The organism is Haladaptatus sp. AB643 (assembly GCF_024136975.1).
In the GTDB taxonomy this organism is placed as follows: Archaea; Halobacteriota; Halobacteria; order Halobacteriales; family Haladaptataceae; genus Haladaptatus.
On the sequence record NZ_JAMYJW010000006.1, the window covers coordinates 94559 to 114020 of the forward strand.

Genomic DNA, 19462 nt, shown 5'->3' on the forward strand with positions numbered 1-19462 from the left:
ATTCTTTGCCAGTATAAATGGGTAACTGCGTCATTTGCGGGACGCCTGCTGACGGCCCGATTTGTTCGAGCCACGAGCAGGACGTTCTCTTTGAATTCAACGGAAACAGCCCGGAGCAGCTCGTTACTGGACGATTTTACAAAGGTACCGTCGACGGTTTCGCCGACTTCGGCGTCTTCATCGACATCGGTGACCGCGTCACTGGCCTGCTTCACAAGAGCGAGTTGGACCAGCGGCTCGAAAGCCTCGACTGGGACCAAGGCGACACGGTCTTCGTCGAGGTCATCGGTGTGCGCGACAACGGCAACGTCGACCTCAGCTCGTCGATTCGTCAATCGGAACGCGAGTTCCGCGGCAAGCTGATTCAGGACGGTACCGACGTGCACCTCCCCAGTGAATCGAACGACGAAACCACGTCGGACGAATCGGAATCGAATTCCGAATCCGCGTCCGAACACGAAGCCGCGTCCGAACACGAAGCCGCGTCCGAACACGAAGCCACGTCCGAACACGAATCCGCATCCGAATCGGAACAGCCGGCGACGACCGACGGTTCCGGGAACGCGGTCGGAGGCGCTACCGTCTCCTCCCAAACGGAACAGCCTGAACGCGTCCAGATCGAAACGCTGGGCGACCGAGTCGGCGACAGCGTTCGAATCGAGGGCGAAATCGTGAGCGCGAGCCAGACGAGCGGCCCGACGGTGTTCGAACTCCGTGACGAAACCGCGGTCGTGGACTGCGCCGCGTTCAAGGAGGCAGGCGTTCGTGCCTACCCCGAAGTCGATACCGGCGACATCGCCCGATTGGTCGGCGAGGTCGAACTCCGTAACAACGAACTCCAAGTCGAGACCGAGCACCTCGAAGCCCTCACCGAAGAGGAGGAGGCGACCGTCGAGGACCGACTGGCACAGGCGCTCGAAGACGAGGCCCGTCCCGAAGACGTCGAACCGCTCGCCGACGACTCTGCCGTCGAAGCCATTCACGGGGACGTCCGTGACGCCGCCGGTGCAATCCGCCGCGCGGTCATCGAATCCCGCCCCGTTATCGTCCGACACAACGCGAGCGCGGAGGGCTACGTGGCCGGAGCGGCCATCGAACGTGCCGTCCTCCCGCTCGTGCGCGACGAACACGCACGAAGTGACGCCCAGTATCACTACTTCGACCGCCGACCGCTCGAAGACGGTTTCTACGACATGCAGGACGCGACGAAGGACGCGACCATGATGCTCGACAACCGCGAGCGCCACGACGAGAAACTGCCTCTCTTCGTCCTCATCGATGCCGGAAGCACCGTCGAATCGAGCGACGGACTCTCGCTCCTCGACATCTACGGTGCGCCCCACGTCGTCATCGACACGCACTACCCGGACGACGAAGTCGCCCAAACCGCCGACGTCGTCGTCAACCCGTTCCTCGGCGACTCGGGCGACGACGTGACCGCGGGTGTCCTCGGTGCGAACGTCGCGGCCCACGTCAACGACGAGGTGCGCGACGACGTTTCCCACCTCCCCGCAGTCAGCTACTGGGAGGACACCCCGTCCGAATACACCGACCTCGCGACGGATGCGGGCTACGACGAAGACCACGTTACGGCCCTGCGCGAGGCAGTCGCGCTGGAAGCCTACTACCAGTCCTACGAGGACAAGCGCGAACTCATCACCGACCTGCTGTTCGAGCACGCGAAGCGCGACCTCGCCGAGCACGTCAGCGAGCAGTTCTGCACGAAGCTCGAAAACGAACTCGACACCGCCGAGCCGAACCTCACGGTTCGCGGCGCGAACGGCGTCACCTTCACTGTCCTCGACACCGAGGCGTACACCCACCGCTTCGACTTCCCATCGACGGCCGTGCTCCTCGACGCGCTCCACCGCCGCGACATGACGGGACAACCCGGTGACCAGAACGTCACCCTCGGTCTCGCCGACGACGAGGTTCACATCCGAAGCGACGGGGAAATCAACGTCCGCGACATCGCCGAGGACGTCGAGGACCGCGCACCGGAAGCCGGAATCGTCCCCGTCGGCACGCGCGACGGCAAGTTCGAATTCCTCCGCGGCGAGCGCGACGAAGCGCTCGACGCCGTCATCGAAGCCGTCAGCGCGAAGCTGAACTGAACGCGACGCTGATCGGAACTTCTCGGTTTTCTTCTCTTTGAACGATTTTTCCGGCGATACGTTGGATTTCGGTGAGAACGAGCGTCCGGATGAGCGGGTAGTCCCTCACTTTGTAAGCGGATTATTGTCCCGGTAGGTGAGTATCACGCCGACTGCCAGCAACCCGAGGACCACGTAATTGTCACCGATGTCAATACCACGATAGGTTAGGAGGATTCCGTAAACCCCACCGACCCAGAGAGCCAGCGCGGAGGCGACTGCAGGAACCGACTGATCATCGAGCACCTGGTGTGCGCCATAGACGATTACTGCGGCCATGAGGAAATACGCGAGCGTTGTGGATACGTCCCTGCCCGAGACGGCAGAATAGATGGCGAGTATGACCATACCCATCAGGAGACCGAGAGTTGTCAGCCGACTCAGGTTCTGCATACTGGACTCGTTCTCTTCAACCATGCTTCAACTCTCCCTCGTTTGTCACAAATAGCTACTGATTGGACCGTTCTCCTTCGGAACCGCAGTCTATCGATTTCCCTGTTTGGGTTCCTACTCGTCGTGTTTCCGTCCGAGGAGCAACTTCCCCGGAACTGTCCTGTACCGTCTCGTATATCATCTCGACCGTCTCCGTATCGAAGTCCGTAGCACGGGTTCCGGCGGACAGTAGCGATGCCGCAGTCTCGATGGATAGCGTCGCGAGGTCGAACCGTCGCTGCAAAATCGACTGTGACTTCGAAACGGATTGAACGTTCGCGAGCGGAACGATGAACTCGCTGTGAACCAAGATTCCGTTTCGGACCGCGAGATAGTCGTCGTCGATGGCGACGCCGCGATATCGCCACTGGACGTGTGCAGCGACGAGTGCAAACGGTACGCCGACGAGGGGAAGTAGCCACGGGACGGTGGACCCGCTCCACACGAACTGTGCGGCGTAGAGGAGGAAAGAGAGCAGTACGAGGGCGATGAGATACCGAGTCGCCAGGCGGCGTCGCATACGCTTCGGTGGGCGCTCGAACTCCGGGTCGTCGTGGTCGAGAATCGTCCTCGCAACCTCCTCGACTTCCGACCGATTCCCCAGCGGGATGACCGGTGTCCGAGCGGGCCAGATGTCGAAATCGGCCGCACCCGCGGATTCGACGGTCAACCGTGCGAATCCGAAGGCGTTCTGTAGGGGGTTCGTGGAGATTCGCAACAGTTGCACGTTATCCAGCGGAATGTCGTTCGAATAGTGCCAGACGAGTCCGCCGGACTGATGGATTTCCCTGTCCCGAAACTCGACGGACGTGTCGTGGAATTCGAGCACGGACTGTATCACTCCCACTACCCACGCGCCGACGACCGTTGCCCCACCGACGACGAGGAATTTCTCGACGGTGAAGTGTCCGTTGACCAGCGACGCGGGTAACGTCGGGGTGAGGAAATCCGACAGCCACGCCGGACTGAAGATGATAGACATCGCGACCGAAATCGCGAGGAAGAGGTGTTTCGGATGCGATGACAGGACGCTTCGAGCGAACAGCATTCCCGAACGAAGTCGATAGAGTTTCTCCTTTTCGTCCTCCGTCGAGACCGTACTTCCGTTCCTCAGACGGTCCTGGATTCGTTCAGCCTCTTCGATACCGACGTAGCGCAACTCCAGTTCGCTTTCTTTACTGCTCCCCGCCGTTTCACACGAGACGTTCGCGATTCCGAGGAACGAATCCAATCCGTTCTGAACGACGCTCGATTCCTGGATTCGGTCGTACGGAATCACGCGGTGCTGTCGGTCGAAAATACCGGATTCCATCTCTACTGCGGTGTCCTCCAAACGATAGGAGACGGAATACCATCGTATTCCCTCACGCACGACGTAAATCAGGACGTAGCACAGGGCGAACCCGACGATATAGGTGAGCGGTGTGTCTTTGTAATTATACAGTCCGAAACCGACGGCGAAAATCAGGGGATGGATTTTTAGTCGGTCTATCGTTCCTCGGAGGACACTGTACGGGTGTAATCTCACACAGTGTCACCTCGGATGACGTCGCTCGCCTCGGAGAGCGATTCGTCCGAGCGATTTTCCTCGCGGAGGCTCAGGATTCGACTGCGGAGTTCGTTGGCGCGTTGCGGTCGAAGCCCCGGGAGCAGTAGATTCGAACGGCGCGACCCGGCCGTGTGAATCATGATGCTCGCTAACCCAACGGCTTGTTCGAGAACACCACGGTTGATGTCGATGTGTTGAATGCGGTCTATCGGAACGTAGGTCTCCCGTCGACGCACCACTCCGTGTTTGATCGTCACTCCGTCTTCATCTACGGCAAAGCGCCACGCTCTGTATCGAATTGGCGGTACGAGGAGGGAGACCACGAGCATACAGAGAACGATTGGTATCGGACTCCAGACTGGAACGATGGTGGAATGTAAGGCGATTATCCCGGCGATGATTCCACCGATCAATCCCGCTCCAACCGTTTTCGTGAACCAAACGTAGCGGACTTTCTTTTGTAACGATTCCATCCGTTATATCAATGGATTATACTGTATTCGTATTTAAAATGACCATCATCGATTTCGATACGCCATCTCCGAACCCGTATCCGTAGACGACACGCTTATCCGCCCGAACCAACCAAATATCACGTAATGAGTACCGAGACGCCGGACGCCACGGAGACGGAGGCGTTCGAGCAGGTTTGCGAGGAACTGATCGACCGCATCCTCGCGGGCGAGGTCGAGCGCGACGACGTAGAGAGCGCCAAGCTCAACGCCTGTTCGGAGTTCTCCGCGCCGAAAGTGCCGAAGAACTCCGAGATTCTCGACCACGCGCCGGACGAGCGCCGCGAGGAACTGGAAGCCGTGCTTCGGCGCAAACCGGTCCGCACCGCGTCGGGCGTCTCGCCCATCGCAATCATGACCAGCCCGGAGCAGTGCCCGCACGGCAAATGTCTCTACTGCCCGGGCGGCCCGTCCTCCGAGTTCTCCTCATCCCAGAGCTACACCGGTCACGAACCCGCGGCGGCCCGCGGCGTGCAGAACGACTACGATCCGTACGGGCAGGTCACGCTCCGCTTGGAACAACTGCGACAGATCGGTCACCCCGTCGATAAGGTCGAACTCATCCTGATGGGCGGGACGATGACCGCTCGGAGCCACGACTATCAGGAATGGTTCGTCAAGCGCGCGCTGGAGGCAATGAACGACTACGATGTGAACAAGGAACCCGAACCGGCGGAGGGTGAGAGTTTCGCTCAGAGCCCCGAGGAGCACGACTTCCGCTATCTGGAGGACGTCATCGCGGAGAACGAGACGGGTGACATCCGCAACATCGGGACGACGTTCGAGACGAAGCCGGACTGGTGTGACCCCGAGCAGATAAACCGGATGCTCGATTTGGGTGGCACGAAAGTCGAGGTCGGCGTCCAGACCACCTTCGAGCGTATCAACCGCGAGATGCACCGTGGGCACGGCGCACAGGCGTCCATCGAGGCCAACCAGCGCCTCCGCGATTCGGCGTTCAAGGTCGGATTCCACATGATGCCCGGCCAACCCGGCATGTCCAAGCGGATGTGCGTGGAGGACTTCCGTCGAATCTTCGAGGACGAGAAGTGGAAGCCGGACTACCTCAAGATCTATCCGACGCTGGTCGTCCGCGGCACCGCGACCTACGACTGGTGGTACAAGGGCGAGTTCGAACCGCTCCGCAACGAGGAGGCGGCCGAACTCGTCGCCGAAATCAAGTCGATGATTCCCAAGTACGTCCGCCTCCAGCGCGTCCAGCGCGACATTCCGGCGGACTTCATCGACGGCGGCGTGTGGAAGTCCAACCTCCGTCAACTCGCACGCCAGCGGATGGAAGAACACGGGTGGACCTGCGATTGCATCCGCTGCCGCGAGGTCGGCATGAACGACGAGGAACCCGAGAACGTCGAACTCGACGTCATGACCTACGAGGCGGCAGGCGGCACGGAGCACTTCATCAGCTTCGAGGACTTCGCCGAGCGGCGCTCGGCTGATAGCCGGATTGCATCCGGCGACTTTGAAAAGGACCTCCTGCTGGGCTTCTGCCGACTTCGCTTCCCCGGCGACCCCGTGCGGCGCGAACTCGACAACGCCGCGCTTGTCCGCGAACTCCACGTCTACGGCAGCGAAGTGACCGTGGGTGCGGCGAGCGAGGCCACCCAGCACCAGCACCGTGGTTACGGACGAAAACTCATCGCCAAGGCCGAGGAACTCGCCGCCGACGCGGGCTACGACAAGGTCAGCGTCATCTCCGGAATCGGCGCACGCGAGTACTACCGTAATAAACTCGGCTATCATCAGGACGGGCCGTACGTGAGCAAGCAGATTTGATCGGCTAAAAAAGGAACACGCTCAGTCCTGCATCGGCACGGATTGGACGTCGTACTGCTCGCCGATGGTTTTCAACTCGTCCAGCATGTCTCGTTCTTCACGGAGATTTTTCTCGAGGAGGTCGGCGGCTTCGTCGTGCCCCAGCGTGTCGGCCATGAACATCAGGTTGCCGTACGTCGCGATTTCGAGGTGCTCGAGCTTTTCAGCGATTCCCTTGTCGAACAGGTTCCGGAGTTCCTGATCCGGATTCCCGTCGACGAACTCCTCGTGGTCCTCCATGAGGGCGTCGAGTGCACGGAGTTGCTTTCTCTTGGCCGGTTCGCCGATGTGGTCGAACACGTTTTGGAGTCGCTCGACGTGTCGTTTCGTTTCGCCCCGATGCTCCTCGAACGCGTTTTGAAGTTCGCCATCGTTGACCTCTGTCGCCAGTTTGTCCAGCGCGTCGAACAGTTCGTTTTCGACGTAGTACATCTCCTTCAGCCCCTCGTAAAAGAGGTCGTCGAGTGAATCTCCGGTCATGGTAAGTCGACATTGGTACGACTACAACAACGGCCCTAAGCTTTGCCGTGCCCGCGGCGAGTTACCGACGACTCCGCGAACCGTTCCCATTGCGAGCCAAGTTGCACAGATTTAAGACGGAGAAACGAAAATGGACATATGCCGGTATGCGACGCTTTTCTCGTCGTATGTTGGCAACTCAACTGGGACTGTGCGCTTCGTCGCGTGGGAACTGGTCGGACCCACATCGGCTTCCGGAAGCCACCACCCCACCATCCGTCTCGTCTCTCCGTCGTCTCCACCCTTTGCAAACCTAAATCGAAACGTCGTCTTCTACGCGGAACCATTATTTCAGCTGTACTGCCACTATAACTGAGATACTGTCTTATCGACGAATCGAGAAGGTTCAGTACGCGGATCGGTCAATACTTTCGTCTGCCGTACTTTCCGACGTTTACCACGATAAAAATAAAAAACGGAGCAGTCCGTCTATTCGTCTTCAGCGAGAACGAAAATTGCGGGGAGTCGTCTCACTCCGTTCGACTCCTCCCGGTCAATTATTCGTCCTCGGTCTTGATATCCGCCGAGAGACCCTGTGCCATCTCGATGTCCTTCGAGTTGTTGAGGGTCCACGCCGTGCGTTCGGTGACGGCTTCGATGGATTCACGGGCGCTCGGGTAGCCGTTGCCGGACTTCTTCACGCCGCCGAACGGGAGTTGGACCTCCGCGCCGATGCACGGAAGGTTACCGTAGGCGAGGCCGATTTCCGCGTTGTCGCGGAAGTAGTTGACTTGACGGTAGTCCTCGCTGATGATTGCGCCGGCCAATCCGTAGGGCGTGTCGTTGTGGATTTCGACTGCCTCTTCGATGTCACCCGAATAGCTCATCAGAGCGACGTGGGGACCGAAGACCTCCTCGTGGATACAGCGCAGGTTGGGGCTGTAATCGACTTCGTAGACAAACGGACCGACCCAGTAGCCGTCCTCGAAGCCGTCCGGAATCTCCTCGTCGTCGAGTTCCTCGCGGTCGACGAGAACCTCGGCACCCTCGTCCTTGGCGAGTTGGTTGTACTTGCCGAACTTCTCGACCTGTTCCTCGTTGACCATCGGCCCCATGAAGGTGTTCTCGTCGAGCGGGTCGCCGACGGAGACTTCCTTCGCGGTTTCGACGTAGCGCTCCTTGAACTCGTCGTACACGTCCTCGTGGACGATGAGGCGCTCGCTGGAGACACAGCGCTGGCCCGTCGTCTTGAACGAGGACATGATGGCGCTGTGAACAGCGACGTCGAGGTCCGCTTCCTCCGTGACGACGATGCCGTTCTTGCCACCCATCTCACAGGCCGCGAGTTTGCCGGGTTCGCCGCCGACCTTGCCCGCGATCTTGTGACCGACTTCGGATGAACCGGTGAACAGGACGGTGTCGACGCGCTCGTCCTCGACGATGGCGTTTCCGGCGTCACCGAAGCCTTGGACCATGTTGAACACGCCGTCCGGGATGCCGGCGTCCTCGAACATCTCGGCGATGATCTGACCGCACCACGGCGTTTGCTCGGCTGGCTTCCAGACGACCGTGTTCCCCTCGACCAGCGCGATGGCCATGTGCCAGAACGGGATGGCGACCGGGAAGTTCCACGGGGAGATGCAGCCGATGATGCCCCGCGGCTTGCGGCGCATGTAGGCGTCCTTGCTCGGAATCTCGCTCGGGACGAGGTCACCGTGCGGGTGTCGAGCGTTGCCTGCGGCCCACTCGACCATGTGCGCGGCCTCGACAACGTCGGCTTTCCCTTCCGAGATCTCTTTCCCACATTCCTTCGTGATGACTTCGCCGAGTTCGTCGGTTCGCTCTCGGAGCTCGTGGTAGATGTCCCACAGGTACTCCGCGCGGTTGATGTACGAAAGCTCGCGCCACTCGTCCTTCGCTTCCTCCGCGGCGTCGAGGGCGGTTTCGATGTCCTCGGGTGTTCCGCGGTGGAACTCGCCGAGCGATTCCTTCGTCGCCGGGTTGACGCTCTCGAACGTTTCGTCGCCCGCCCCGTCGCGCCACTCACCGTCGATGTAGTGACTGTAAACCTGCTCGCTGGCTTGTTGACTCATGTTGTACTCGGTAAAATTTGACGCGGCACCTTAAAAAAGACTCTTACTTGGAGAGCACACCGACGGGCGGTTCAGGGGAACACGAGAGAAATCCAAGCCGCTATTCGTCCTCTCCACGCCAGTAGTCCACTTCTCCGTCGAGCGGGAAGTAGCCGCTCAACGTTCTCCCCTCGTGTTTTCCGGGTGCGGTCCCGGCGAATATACCCATCTTCCCCGAATCGGGATACACCGAAACGTCGGGTTCGCGCATGGTCGAAAAACAGAGGTAGCGAAGCGTCCCCTCGGAGTCGTTGATGACGCGGCGGGCGTACTCCTCCCCGACTGGGAACGCGACGTAATCGCCCGCTTCGAGACTCCGTTCGTCGTCCTCGATTCGGAGCGTTCCCTCGCCGTCGAGGACGAAAACCGCCTCTTCGTTTCCGGTGTGATAGTGGTACGGCCACGATTTCTTCCCCGGCGGGAGTTCGTACAGACTACAGCCCAACCGCTGGCCGCCTGCCGCACCACCGAGTTGCTTGCGGCGGATCTGAAAGTCGGTGCCGTGTGATTGCTCGTCCCAGTCGAGGGCGGATTCGTTGACGATTTGGGGTCGCCCGTCGGTCATGCTCGACTAATCACAAACGATTGATAAATAGTCACCGGCGAGCGATTAGCCGCTCTCGGCCTCTTCCCTGTCGGCGAGCTTTTCGATCTCACCTTTGACGCTCGCGGCGTCGAAATCGTGGTCGGGACGCATGTTCACGAAGTCGAGGAACTCGCGTGCGGCGAGCAACTCCTCCGGAGAATAGTGCTCGTTGGCGGCCAGCACCGCGTCACGAGCGCCAATGAGCGGCGTCAGCGACGCCAGCGCGCACGCGAGGTCGTACGAACGGGCCTCGTCGATTCGCTCCTCGTTGACGCTCGTCGCGTCGATGAAGTATATCTCTCCGTCCGCGACGAGGACGTTCTCCCCGCGCAGGTCACCGTGTGCGAGGTTGTGTTCGTGCATCCGGGCGAGCGCGCCGAACAGGTCGGGGGCGTACTTGCGCACGTCCGATTCGGGAATCCCCTCGAACGTCTCGAAAGAGGGCAGGTACTCCATGACCAACACGCCGAGGTCGTCGTATTCGAACGCCTCTATCGGTGCCGGGACGTTCAACCCGATTTCTCGCATCTTCTTCGTTGCTTCTAGCTCGTGTTCCGCCATCTCGTCCGGCCCGGCGAAATGTTCGAAAAATCCCTCGGTGCCGCTGCTGAACGCGCCCAGATTCCGCACGCTGGTGAAGAGCGCGTGAACGAGCGAGTTCTGGTCGGTCGTGATCTTGACGAACCACTCGTCGTCCACCACACAGGGCGTCGAGAGCCAGTTGTCGGCGTCGATGAACTCGACGCGAACTTCCTCGCGGTCGTATCGCTCCGCGATCTCTCGAATGACTGCCTCGATACGCGGCCACTCGATCGTCCCACGTACCAGTCGCCGGATACCCATTGGAGTCCGGTTCGTCCCCATCGTTGATAAACTCACTCACCGTCAGGGAGGTTTCATTTTACCTGCTTTCCCCTCGTTCGCTCCGCTCACGAGGGACCAGTCGAAGACATTATAGCGAAACCCGCGCAAAAATTGCGTATGGATTTCAATCTCCCCGACGAACACAGGATGGTACGCGACACCGTCCGGGAGTTTTGTGACGAGGAAATCGAACCTATCGCACAGGAAATCGAGAGCGAACACCGCTTCCCCGCGGAGGTCTTCGACGAACTCGCCGCTCTCGACATGATGGGCGTTCCCATCAGCGAGGAGTACGGCGGACTCGGCGGCGACCAGTTGATGTACGCGCTCGTCACCGAGGAGTTGGGCCGGGTGTCCGGATCCATCGGCCTCTCGTATGCTGCACACATCTCGCTGGCATCGAAACCCATCGAGCTGTTCGGCACCGAAGAACAGAAAGAACGGTGGTTGACGCCGCTCGCGGAGGGCGACTACCTCGGTTCGTGGGCGCTCACGGAACCCGGATCCGGATCCGACGCGAGCGACATGGACACGACGGCTGAAAAGGACGGCGACGAGTGGGTGCTCGACGGCACGAAGCAGTTCATCACCAACGCCAGCGAGGCGGGAAGCGTCCTGGTGAAGGCCGTCACCGACTCCGATGCAGGCTACGGCGGCATCTCGACGTTCATCGTTGATCCCGAGGAGGACGACGGCTTCGAGGTCACGACCGTCTGGGACAAGATGGGACTCAACGCCTCGCCGACCTGTGAAATACAGTTCACCGACTGCCGGATTCCCGAGGACCGCCTGCTCGGCGAGGAGGGCGAGGGCTGGGAGCAGACCAAGAAGACGCTCGACGGCGGCCGAATCAGCATCGCCGCGCTCTCGACCGGCATCGCACAGGGTGCCTACGAGGCGGCCCACCGGTACAGCCAGGAGCGCGAGCAGTTCGGCAAGCCGATCTCGAAGTTCGACGCCATCCGCAACAAGATCGTGGACATGGACCGCAAGATCGAGCGTTCGCGCCTGCTGACCCACAAAGCGGCGTGCAAGTACGACGAAGGCTACTCCGTTTCCCACGAGAGTGCGCTGGCAAAACTCGACGCCAGCGAGTCGGCTCGAAAGGTCTCCGAGGACGCCGTACAGGTGCTCGGCGGCTACGGCTACACCGAGGACTTCGCCCCGCAGCGGTTCCTGCGTGACGCGAAACTGATGGAAATCGGCGAAGGGACCAGCGAGATTCAGCACCTCGTCATCGGACGGGAACTGGGACTGTAAGCCGAGAAAAAAATCCTCGTCGGAAGCCTTTTTACTCTCACCAAACCCCCCACGAGAACATCGTCCAGACGCCGACCACGAGGACGATGAACGACACCAATCGCTGGAGCATAATGCGCGTATCGCTGAACTCGATGTCTCCTTTCGCGCCGTATCGCACTCGCATCTGGTGTCGTGCCATCGCACGGGGTTTCAACACGTTCAACGCGCCGATGGCGACGAACGCGACCATGAAGAGGGTGAAGAATGCGGGAGGCATATCGCCACGATTCTCGTTCCGGGGCATAAGCTTGTGGGTGAACTGAACACTCTTTCGTGTGAACAGCGGACGCTGTAGTAAAAGAAGAACTCAGTACGTCGGACTCTCTTCCCGTTCCCCGTCGCGTTTGTTCACGACGCGGGCGAGGATGAACAGCGCGTCCGATAGCCGGTTCAGGTACGTCACGGCGTTCTCGTTGATCTCCTCCTCGCTTGCCAGTGCAACTGCGCGACGTTCGGCGCGGCGGCAGACGGCGCGGGCGTGGTGGAGTTCCGCCCCCGATTCGCTGCCACCGGGGAGGATGAACGACGTGAGGGGGTCCAGTTCCTCGTCGTAGGCGTCCATCCACGATTCGAGCAGGTCGGCGTGTTCGGCGCTCACCTGCGGGTCGTCCTCGTCGGGTTCCGGGTTGGCCAAGTCGGCCTGCACGATGTGGAGGTGGTTCTGGATTTCGTGGAGGTGTTCGTCCACGTCGTCGTGTCCCGTCGGTCGACAGCGACCGATGAGGGCGTTCACCTCGTCCACCGTCCCGTAGGCCTCGATTCGCGGGCTGGCTTTCGAGACGCGGGACATGTTCTGCAGGTCGGTCTGCCCCGCGTCGCCGCGACCGGTGTAGATCTTCATACGATCGATTGCTCCACGTACTCGACGATCTTTTCACTCTCGGCCATCGTGACGCCCGAATCCTCGTTCACGAGCACCGGCACGCCGCGCTGACCGCTGACGCGTTTGACCTCGTTCCGCTTCGAGTGGAGCGCTTCGACCCACTCCGTCTCGTACTCGATGTTCGCCTCATCGAGCGCGTCGTGGACCTTCTGACAGAACGGACAGCCATCGAGCGAGTACAGCGTTATCGAACTCATATCGCAACGATGGGGCGCGAGCGTAAAGTAAGCTACCGTCTCGGAGACTACAACGGACTTCGAAAGCCTCCGGCCGGTCGCGAAGTTGCTTCGTATCCGCAAACGCGAGTACCCCGAATTTTAAATACCGAAACGGGACCACTCCGGCGCAATGGAGGTGCTCGGAACCGGACTCCTACTGCGTCCATCGACGACGATGACCACGCTCGCGTTCGTCTTCGGCGGGATCGTTGTCGGTACGATAAGCGGGCTTACACCGGGAATTCACGTCAACAACCTCGCGCTCTTGCTGGCGTCGGTGGCAGGGTCGATAGCCGGACCGCCGAAACTGGTCGGTGCGGCGATACTCGCGGCGGGGGTCGTCCACTCGTTTCTGGACGTGGTTCCGTCGCTGGCGCTCGGGGTCCCGGACCCGGTGATGGCGGCGGGGGCGCTCCCCGGTCATCGGTTGGTCATCGAAGGCCAAGGCAGGGAGGCGCTTCGGCTCTCGGCGCTGGGGAGCGGGTTGGCGGTGGCGTTCGCGGTGCCGCTGGCGATTCCGGTCACGACGGCGATGACGGATGCCTACCCGCTGGTTCGGAACCATCTCCCGTTCTTTCTCGTCGGAATCACGGCGTTTCTCGTGCTCACGGAACCGACGACTCGCGGGAAAGTCGGTGGCCTCGTCGTCTTCTGCACGAGTGCCGTGCTCGGTATCCTGGCCCTTCCGCTCTCACCATCGGCACCTCTCGGTATCGGCGGGGTACTCACGCCGTTGTTTGCGGGGTTGTTCGGCGCGCCGGTGCTCGTAGACGCGATGAATGGAGCGGGGGTTCCGCCACAGGCCGAAGCAACGCTCACGATGACCCATCGGGCAATCGCCGTAACCGCACTCGCGGGTGCGTTCGCCGGTGGAATCGTCGGATATCTCCCCGGCGTGTCGAGCGCGATAGCGGCCGTCATCGCGCTGGCACTGGTCCCCCGAAGAACCGAAGCACGTGGATTCATCGTGGCGACTAGCGGCGTCAACACCGCGAACACCATCTTCGCGCTTTTCGCGCTCGTCTCGCTCGGAACGCCGCGAACAGGCGTGATGGTCGCCCTGCGCGAGACGAACGCGCCGCTCGACCTGCCGGTGCTTCTCGCCAGCGTCGCCATCGCGGGTGTCGTCGGGTTCGTCCTCGTCCTCGTTCTCGGCGACACCTACCTCGAAGCGGTCGGTCGGCTGAACTACCGACGGCTCTCCATCGGTATCCTCTGTCTGCTGATCGCGGCGTCGTTCCTGTTCGCGGGCGTCGTCGGTGTCGGTCTCTTCGTTTGCAGTGCCATCCTCGGTTGCCTGCCACCGCGATTGGGGTGCCGACGGGTCCATCTCATGGGGGTGTTGCTCGGCCCGCTCATCGTCGGCGTGTAACCACGAAGCATTTACGCACCTGCTGTCAATTTGAGGTCATGATCCCTCTGTTCGGTCCCGTCCCGGGCGGCATGGAGTTGATCGTCATCTTCATCATGGCAATCTTGCTGTTCGGCGTTCCATTGACCATCTTCGGAGGAATATTCGTGCTCCACCGACGGTCACAAGAGCAGGTATCCGAACTGAGAGACGAGGTCGACGAACTGCGAACGGAACTCGAAACGCGGGAACGAGAACGAGAACGAGAGTAGAAGTGACCGAGTTCGGTGACCGCCGTGGGCTACTCCCCGTTCATGATATCGAGGCAGGCGCCGACGAACGTGTTCTGCACCGCGAACGCTTCGCCGTCGAGCGCGACGGCGGTACCGCAAAGCTCGCCGTGCGTGAAGTGCATCTCGATGGCGTCGTCGAAACAACGGATGGTACAGCTCAGCGATCCGTGATTGTAGAGGTCTTCCTGATGCGATTTCTCGATGGCTTCGAGTCGCATGTCGCGGCGTACGTCGGCACGCTCCTGTTCGTCGTAAGCGTCGGCGACGTCGTCACGGATGTAGAGCAGTTCGCAGGAATCGGCATCGTAGTAGAGAACGCTTCGAAGAAGGTCCCCGACGTGCTCCTGTAGATACGTAACGAGTTCTTTGGATTCCGTAGCTGTATGAGACATAATAACTATCCGTCTCCACGTTCGCTAACGAAAGACATGAATCTTCCCGGGATTATCTTCGCTGAAAACTAGACTCCGAAATCGGAGGACAGGTCGGTGACGAGACGCTCTTGGAACGATTCCCGAATCCGATGGCTCGGTTCGGCGTCCGTGAGCACTTCAATGACCTGCGTCCCGGTGCTATCGAGGGAATCCGAAAACGCGTCACGGAATTCGGAACGCGTCTCCACGCGCTGGAAATCGAGGTCATAGAGGTCGCCAGTCGCGGCGTAATCGAGTCCGTGTGGCGTCCGGAACTGCCCGGAAAATGGCGGGTCGAACGATTCGATGGGAAGCATGTGGAAGATGCCACCGCCGTCGTTGTTGATTTCGACGATGGTCGCGTCCACTCCACAGCGGTCGAGTGCGAGCAGTCCGTTCATGTCGTGGTAGTACGCGATGTCGCCGGTGACGAGGACGAGAGGGTCGTCCGTCGCGCTCCCCGCGCCGAGTGCAGAGCTGATGATGCCGTCGATACCGCTTGCACCGCGATTTCCGAGGACGGTCACGTCGGCCGACCGCGGGCGGGCAAAGCGGTCCAAATCCCGGACCGGCATGCTGTTGGACACGAACAGCGTCGCCGGATCCGGAACGAGTCGCGAGACATCGGCGAGCACGCCGCCCTCGAAATGCTCCTCCGTTTCCGCGAGTAGCGACCGGTGGGCGGAATCCGCACGCTCGAACCGTGCCCTCCACTCGTCGTTCCCTCCATTTTCTCCGTCTTCGAGTTCGTCGGCGAGTCGCCGAGCGAGGCGCGTCGGGTCGGCGACGACGAGGTCCGTCGCGGTGAACGAGGCTTCACGCCATCCGCCCGCCGAGTCCACGACGAACTGCTGGGTTTCGACGCGTTCGAGATACTGACGAAGGGTCTTCGAAGTCGGGGATGCGCCGAACCGAAGAACCACGTCCGGGTCGGGCCATTCGTCGGTCACGTCCGGCACGAGATACGAATCGTAGCCGCCGACGATGGGCCGGTCGTGGCCGAACCGGTGCCCCGACAGCGGGTCGGCGAGCACGGGAAAGCCGGTCGCATCGGCCAGCGTTTCCAATTCGTCACGGCCCGGTGTCGGCGCGTCGGCGGGGCCGACGACGAGCAGGCCGCGTTCCGCGTCGCCCACCGACTCGGCGAGTCGGGAGAGCGCGGCGGAATCGAGTTCGGGAACGCCCTGTGAGAGGTGAACGAACGGCCCGTCACGCCCCTCGGCCGCGAGCGGTTCGTCGTCCGCGAACGAGTCGGGAACGTCCCCAGCGACGTCGGTCGGTTCGAGGGGTTTTCGGAACGGGAAGTTGAGATGCACCGGTCCCGGCGGTGTTCCGGTCGTCGAACCGAGGGCGCGGGCGGCCGTCGTGCGAAGGTAGCGCAGTTTCCTCGGGGTGGCTTCCGGTTCGGCGACGTCGGCGTACCAACGAACGGCGTCGCCGTAGAGTTTCTCCTGGTCTACGGTCTGGTTCGCGCCGCTATCGCGGAGCTCCGGCGGTCGGTCCGCCGTGCAGACGAGCAACGGGACCCGTGCTCGGTCGGCCTCGATGACGGCCGGGTGGAAGTTCGCCGCCGCCGTTCCCGAGGTGCAGACGATGGGGGTCGGCTTGCCGGTGCGCTTCGCTCGCCCGAGCGCGAAGAAGGCCGCCGAGCGCTCGTCCAAATGGGAGAACACCTCGATATCGTCGTGCAGGGCGAACGCGACGGTCAACGGCGTCGACCGACTACCGGGAGAGAGACAGACGGAATCGACCCCACCAGCGGCCAACTCGTCCACGAACGTTTCGGCCCACAGCGTGTTTCGGTTCGGATAGGTCATTCGAGTTCGTTCAAAATCGGCAGGAATTTCAACTGCACTTCGTCCCATTCCGCTTCGGGTTCGCTATCGGCGACGATGCCGTTTCCGGCGAACAGGGTGACACGGTCGTTGGCTGCGACACCGGAACGCAGGCCGACGGCGAATTCGCCGTCCCCGTCGGCGTCGAACCAGCCGACCGGCGAGGCGTACCAGCCACGGTCGAACCCTTCCGTCTCACGAATCGTTCGCATCGCGTCTTCCAGCGGAAGCCCGCCGACCGCGGGAGTCGGATGGAGAGCTTCGACGACCGAGAGAACGTGTTCGCCGTCGCCGATATCCGCCGAAATCGGCGTCTGTAGGTGTTGAATGGTCGAGAGTCGCTTGAGTCGTCGCTCGCCGACCGAAACGGACGACGCGAGGGGTTCGAGCCGCTCACGGATGGTTTCGGCGACGAGTTCGTGTTCCTCCCGAACCTTCTCGCTGTCCGCGAGCGAAGTCGCGAGTTCGTCGTCCTCCTCGGGTGTCTCGCCGCGGCCGATGGATCCGGCGAGCGCTTCCGTCTCGACCGTCCCACCGCGAAGGGAGACGAGGCGTTCCGGCGGCGCGCCGAAAAACCCGCCCGACGACGTGGGTTGCACGAGGAATCGATAACACTCCGGATAGGACGTTCGAAGCCGTTCGAGGATGTCCGGAACGATGACCGATTCGCCGAGTTCGACCTCCAGCGCGGTCGCGATGACCACCTTCTTTAGCTGGCCACCCTGGATCCGATCCGTCGCGCGGCGTATCTGGGAACACCATTCCTCCCGCGAGGTGATGGGGGTCGTGGACTCGATTCCCGGCGATTCACCACGGGGGCGCATCGTCGGTAGCGTCTCGATTTCCGCCTGCATCTCGGTGAGCGTTTCCTCGGCAGTCGCTGTTTCGGGGGCGGAAACCGAGAGCCACGTCTCGGTTTCCGTACGCGTCAGTTGGACGTGTGGCAGAACGAATTCCGCACTTGGAAAACCGTCCCACGGCGGTTCCGGTTGGTGTTCGGTATCGAACGAAAACCCGCCGAACAGGCGCGGACGCGTCGCGTCCGGCCCGTCGTCGGTATCGACAGAATCGAAGAGATCGGTCGCTTGGCTGCGAACCGCGTCGAACCGCCCTCCACCAGTGGCAGTGATGCGCGCGACTGCGCCAGTCGCGGCGATTTCGAGACCGTCCGGAGAAGTCCAGTAGAGGCGTGGAGCCGCCTGTCCCGCGAGAAAGGAGCGGAACGAAACGTCGGGTACTCTGCACGTTCGGGTTACGAGCGGCGAACCCGCCGACAGTTGACCGTCACGGTGCGGTGGCATTTAGTGACAACTCGGGAGCGGTGACCCTTCAGCCTAACTATATCGCTCCTCGTTCCACGGGTTTGCGGTGTTAGAGTAACCGCGTTTCTCCCAGTATCCACGTTCGGGTTCAGTGAGGAACTCGACCCCATCGACCCATTTGGCCCCTTTGTACGCGTACTTGTGTGGCGTGACGACGCGAAGCGGTCCACCGTGTTCGCGGGGGAGCGCCTCGCCGTCGTACTCCCAGACGAACAGCACTTCGTCGCGCATGCAGTCCTCGAACGGGAGGTTCGTGGTGTAGCCGTCGAGTGCGGAAAACATCACGTGAACCACGTCATCGTCCACACCGGCCAGTTCCGCGAGCGTCGGGAACGTGACGCCGGTGAACTCACAATCGAACTTGCTCCAGCCGGTGACACAGTGGAAGTCCTGCGTTTGTGTCTCGTTCGATAGGTCACGGAACTCCTCCCACGAGAACGCCAGTTCGGTTTCGACCGCCCCCGTCACCGAAAACTCCCACGTCTCCGGGTCCCAGTCCGGCGTTGACCCCTTCGAGAGGACCGGAAACTTGTTCGTCTTCCGTTGCCCCGGCGGCAATCGCTTCCCGTCGAACTCCCGGTGGAGCTCCGTCTTGTCCGTCGTACTCATGGAGCGAACTCGGGTCGCTGGAAACGTAGATGTACCGACTGCGGTCAACGTCGGATGTACCGACTGCGTCCAGCGTCGAGTGTACGCGTGGGTTGGCGGAGGGTAATCCAGATATCTTCGCCCAACGTGACCCTGTGGCTCGGTACGGACCGAGTAACAAAAGTCGTCTATCGCAAACGATAGCTTCGTAACCGACCGCGGACGGCCGTCGTGTCGTCACTGACCGTCGTACGCGAGACGGCCAGGTACGAAATCGGTTCGACCTCGTCCCGAACGACCATCGGTTCGACGGCGGCGAAACCGAGACGAACAAGTTTTCGTTTCTTCGGTCCCATTCCCGACCGATCTTCGGAAGTAATGAAAAATATAAACAGATGTCGGAAAGTATAATTTGATAAAGGAAATTATTGTTTTCAATAGCTGTACTATCTGCCCCGTCAGACTTAAGAACACCCCTCCCGAAGCCCACAACTGTTCCAATGCCAAAGGTAGAGATTACCGTCCCAGAGCACCTCGAAATGCAAATCGCCCAAATGGTCGAACAAGGTGAGTTCGTCAACCGGGAGGAAGCTATCGAGGACTTGCTCGCAACTGGTCTCAAGGCATACAAGACCAGCGGACCGATGGACAACGATAGAGAACCGGGACTCGAAGACGAGGGGATGATGGGTCACGAGGACGAGTACGTCTTCTAGCGGGCGTTTCACCCCGATGTG

General features: G+C 61.0%; 21 protein-coding genes. 6 read left to right on the forward strand and 15 right to left on the reverse strand.

The annotated features are described in order from the left end of the window. Positions 1–17 precede the first annotated feature (17 nt). A complete protein-coding gene (locus NKF25_RS13420) occupies positions 18–2114 on the forward strand; it encodes an OB-fold nucleic acid binding domain-containing protein (protein ID WP_253227173.1) in 2097 nt (698 codons plus the stop codon). 105 nt (positions 2115–2219) lie between these two features. Here NKF25_RS13420 and NKF25_RS13425 read toward each other — a convergent pair whose 3' ends face one another. Genes NKF25_RS13425 through NKF25_RS13435 form a run of 3 tightly spaced genes read right to left on the reverse strand, consistent with a single transcriptional unit; the run spans position 2220 to position 4607 of the window. Continuing rightward, the gene (locus NKF25_RS13425) at positions 2220–2570 is read right to left on the reverse strand and encodes a hypothetical protein (RefSeq protein ID WP_253227174.1); all 351 of its coding nucleotides are present in this window, start codon (positions 2568–2570) and stop codon (positions 2220–2222) included. Positions 2571–2601: 31 nt separating this feature from the next. Then, complete coding sequence (locus NKF25_RS13430) at positions 2602–4113, reverse strand: PH domain-containing protein (RefSeq protein WP_342766331.1); 1512 nt, start codon at positions 4111–4113, stop codon at positions 2602–2604. After that, on the reverse strand, positions 4110–4607 hold the full coding sequence (locus NKF25_RS13435) for a PH domain-containing protein (protein WP_253227176.1): 498 nt from the start codon (positions 4605–4607) through the stop codon (positions 4110–4112). Before NKF25_RS13435 ends, NKF25_RS13430 begins: the two co-directional genes overlap by 4 nt. Before the next feature lie 126 nt (positions 4608–4733). Here NKF25_RS13435 and NKF25_RS13440 point away from each other — a divergent pair, with 126 nt between their 5' ends. Continuing rightward, the gene (locus tag NKF25_RS13440) at positions 4734–6440 is read left to right on the forward strand and encodes a tRNA uridine(34) 5-carboxymethylaminomethyl modification radical SAM/GNAT enzyme Elp3 (RefSeq protein ID WP_253227177.1); all 1707 of its coding nucleotides are present in this window, start codon (positions 4734–4736) and stop codon (positions 6438–6440) included. Positions 6441–6461: 21 nt separating this feature from the next. On the opposite strand, the gene NKF25_RS13445 is transcribed toward NKF25_RS13440, so the two are convergent. From NKF25_RS13445 to NKF25_RS13460, 4 genes are all read right to left on the reverse strand, one after another. Further along, positions 6462–6959: a DUF892 family protein gene (locus NKF25_RS13445; RefSeq protein ID WP_253227178.1), complete on the reverse strand. Its 498-nt coding sequence runs from the start codon at positions 6957–6959 to the stop codon at positions 6462–6464. 536 nt (positions 6960–7495) lie between these two features. After that, positions 7496–9031, reverse strand: a complete 1536-nt coding sequence (locus NKF25_RS13450) for an aldehyde dehydrogenase family protein (RefSeq protein WP_253227179.1) — start codon at positions 9029–9031, stop codon at positions 7496–7498. 100 nt (positions 9032–9131) lie between these two features. Beyond that, entirely contained in the window at positions 9132–9635 is a 504-nt protein-coding gene (locus NKF25_RS13455) for a cupin domain-containing protein (protein ID WP_253227180.1), read from the reverse strand. A gap of 45 nt (positions 9636–9680) precedes the next feature. Further along, entirely contained in the window at positions 9681–10499 is an 819-nt protein-coding gene (locus tag NKF25_RS13460) for an RIO1 family regulatory kinase/ATPase (protein ID WP_253227181.1), read from the reverse strand. Positions 10500–10637: 138 nt separating this feature from the next. On the opposite strand from NKF25_RS13460, the gene NKF25_RS13465 reads away from it, so the two are divergent. Then, complete coding sequence (locus NKF25_RS13465; protein WP_253227182.1) at positions 10638–11780, forward strand: acyl-CoA dehydrogenase family protein; 1143 nt, start codon at positions 10638–10640, stop codon at positions 11778–11780. A 37-nt stretch (positions 11781–11817) separates the two neighbouring features. On the opposite strand, the gene NKF25_RS13470 is transcribed toward NKF25_RS13465, so the two are convergent. The 3 genes from NKF25_RS13470 to NKF25_RS13480 all read right to left on the reverse strand — a co-directional run bounded on the left by NKF25_RS13470 (position 11818) and on the right by NKF25_RS13480 (position 12902). Next, positions 11818–12039, reverse strand: coding sequence for a hypothetical protein (locus tag NKF25_RS13470; RefSeq protein ID WP_253227183.1), 222 nt, complete (start codon positions 12037–12039; stop codon positions 11818–11820). A gap of 90 nt (positions 12040–12129) precedes the next feature. Continuing rightward, complete coding sequence (locus tag NKF25_RS13475) at positions 12130–12663, reverse strand: cob(I)yrinic acid a,c-diamide adenosyltransferase (protein WP_253227184.1); 534 nt, start codon at positions 12661–12663, stop codon at positions 12130–12132. Further along, positions 12660–12902 (reverse strand): glutathione S-transferase N-terminal domain-containing protein, encoded by a 243-nt coding sequence (locus NKF25_RS13480; RefSeq protein ID WP_253227185.1) that lies wholly within the window; start codon positions 12900–12902, stop codon positions 12660–12662. Before NKF25_RS13480 ends, NKF25_RS13475 begins: the two co-directional genes overlap by 4 nt. A 151-nt stretch (positions 12903–13053) precedes the next feature. On the opposite strand from NKF25_RS13480, the gene NKF25_RS13485 reads away from it, so the two are divergent. Beyond that, on the forward strand, positions 13054–14295 hold the full coding sequence (locus tag NKF25_RS13485; RefSeq protein ID WP_253227186.1) for a tripartite tricarboxylate transporter permease: 1242 nt from the start codon (positions 13054–13056) through the stop codon (positions 14293–14295). A 38-nt stretch (positions 14296–14333) separates the two neighbouring features. Beyond that, the gene (locus NKF25_RS13490; RefSeq protein WP_253227187.1) at positions 14334–14546 is read left to right on the forward strand and encodes a hypothetical protein; all 213 of its coding nucleotides are present in this window, start codon (positions 14334–14336) and stop codon (positions 14544–14546) included. A 29-nt stretch (positions 14547–14575) separates the two neighbouring features. Here NKF25_RS13490 and NKF25_RS13495 read toward each other — a convergent pair whose 3' ends face one another. From NKF25_RS13495 to NKF25_RS13515, 5 genes are all read right to left on the reverse strand, one after another. After that, the gene (locus NKF25_RS13495; RefSeq protein WP_253227188.1) at positions 14576–14959 is read right to left on the reverse strand and encodes a hypothetical protein; all 384 of its coding nucleotides are present in this window, start codon (positions 14957–14959) and stop codon (positions 14576–14578) included. 68 nt (positions 14960–15027) lie between these two features. Continuing rightward, on the reverse strand, positions 15028–16797 hold the full coding sequence (gene menD, locus NKF25_RS13500) for a 2-succinyl-5-enolpyruvyl-6-hydroxy-3-cyclohexene-1-carboxylic-acid synthase (RefSeq protein ID WP_253227189.1): 1770 nt from the start codon (positions 16795–16797) through the stop codon (positions 15028–15030). Beyond that, the gene (locus tag NKF25_RS13505; protein WP_253227190.1) at positions 16794–18116 is read right to left on the reverse strand and encodes an isochorismate synthase; all 1323 of its coding nucleotides are present in this window, start codon (positions 18114–18116) and stop codon (positions 16794–16796) included. The genes menD and NKF25_RS13505 overlap by 4 nt, the downstream gene beginning before the upstream one ends. A gap of 33 nt (positions 18117–18149) precedes the next feature. Further along, positions 18150–18746 (reverse strand): sulfite oxidase-like oxidoreductase, encoded by a 597-nt coding sequence (locus NKF25_RS13510; protein ID WP_253227191.1) that lies wholly within the window; start codon positions 18744–18746, stop codon positions 18150–18152. Between the two features lie 167 nt (positions 18747–18913). After that, positions 18914–19081, reverse strand: coding sequence for a hypothetical protein (locus tag NKF25_RS13515; RefSeq protein ID WP_253227192.1), 168 nt, complete (start codon positions 19079–19081; stop codon positions 18914–18916). A 144-nt stretch (positions 19082–19225) separates the two neighbouring features. Between NKF25_RS13515 and NKF25_RS13520 the strand changes: the two genes are divergently transcribed. Continuing rightward, positions 19226–19441 carry a ribbon-helix-helix domain-containing protein gene (locus tag NKF25_RS13520; protein ID WP_066142210.1) on the forward strand — a complete coding sequence of 72 codons (216 nt, stop codon included), beginning with the start codon at positions 19226–19228 and terminating at the stop codon, positions 19439–19441. Positions 19442–19462 lie beyond the last annotated feature (21 nt).

Excerpts from the sequence above, each read along its gene's own strand:
- NKF25_RS13455 (WP_253227180.1), bottom strand. The coding sequence starts at position 9,635 with ATGACCGACGGGCGACCCCAAATCGTCAACGAATCCGCCCTCGACTGG.
- NKF25_RS13465 (WP_253227182.1), top strand. The coding sequence starts at position 10,638 with ATGGATTTCAATCTCCCCGACGAACACAGGATGGTACGCGACACCGTC.
- NKF25_RS13460 (WP_253227181.1), bottom strand. The coding sequence starts at position 10,499 with ATGGGTATCCGGCGACTGGTACGTGGGACGATCGAGTGGCCGCGTATC.
- NKF25_RS13485 (WP_253227186.1), top strand. The coding sequence starts at position 13,054 with ATGGAGGTGCTCGGAACCGGACTCCTACTGCGTCCATCGACGACGATG.
- NKF25_RS13445 (WP_253227178.1), bottom strand. The coding sequence starts at position 6,959 with ATGACCGGAGATTCACTCGACGACCTCTTTTACGAGGGGCTGAAGGAG.
- NKF25_RS13450 (WP_253227179.1), bottom strand. The coding sequence starts at position 9,031 with ATGAGTCAACAAGCCAGCGAGCAGGTTTACAGTCACTACATCGACGGT.
- NKF25_RS13425 (WP_253227174.1), bottom strand. The coding sequence starts at position 2,570 with ATGGTTGAAGAGAACGAGTCCAGTATGCAGAACCTGAGTCGGCTGACA.
- NKF25_RS13495 (WP_253227188.1), bottom strand. The coding sequence starts at position 14,959 with ATGTCTCATACAGCTACGGAATCCAAAGAACTCGTTACGTATCTACAG.
- NKF25_RS13440 (WP_253227177.1), top strand. The coding sequence starts at position 4,734 with ATGAGTACCGAGACGCCGGACGCCACGGAGACGGAGGCGTTCGAGCAG.
- NKF25_RS13510 (WP_253227191.1), bottom strand. The coding sequence starts at position 18,746 with ATGAGTACGACGGACAAGACGGAGCTCCACCGGGAGTTCGACGGGAAG.
- NKF25_RS13515 (WP_253227192.1), bottom strand. The coding sequence starts at position 19,081 with ATGGGACCGAAGAAACGAAAACTTGTTCGTCTCGGTTTCGCCGCCGTC.
- NKF25_RS13420 (WP_253227173.1), top strand. The coding sequence starts at position 18 with ATGGGTAACTGCGTCATTTGCGGGACGCCTGCTGACGGCCCGATTTGT.
- NKF25_RS13505 (WP_253227190.1), bottom strand. The coding sequence starts at position 18,116 with ATGCCACCGCACCGTGACGGTCAACTGTCGGCGGGTTCGCCGCTCGTA.
- NKF25_RS13435 (WP_253227176.1), bottom strand. The coding sequence starts at position 4,607 with ATGGAATCGTTACAAAAGAAAGTCCGCTACGTTTGGTTCACGAAAACG.
- menD (WP_253227189.1), bottom strand. The coding sequence starts at position 16,797 with ATGACCTATCCGAACCGAAACACGCTGTGGGCCGAAACGTTCGTGGAC.
- NKF25_RS13470 (WP_253227183.1), bottom strand. The coding sequence starts at position 12,039 with ATGCCTCCCGCATTCTTCACCCTCTTCATGGTCGCGTTCGTCGCCATC.
- NKF25_RS13520 (WP_066142210.1), top strand. The coding sequence starts at position 19,226 with ATGCCAAAGGTAGAGATTACCGTCCCAGAGCACCTCGAAATGCAAATC.
- NKF25_RS13480 (WP_253227185.1), bottom strand. The coding sequence starts at position 12,902 with ATGAGTTCGATAACGCTGTACTCGCTCGATGGCTGTCCGTTCTGTCAG.
- NKF25_RS13490 (WP_253227187.1), top strand. The coding sequence starts at position 14,334 with ATGATCCCTCTGTTCGGTCCCGTCCCGGGCGGCATGGAGTTGATCGTC.
- NKF25_RS13475 (WP_253227184.1), bottom strand. The coding sequence starts at position 12,663 with ATGAAGATCTACACCGGTCGCGGCGACGCGGGGCAGACCGACCTGCAG.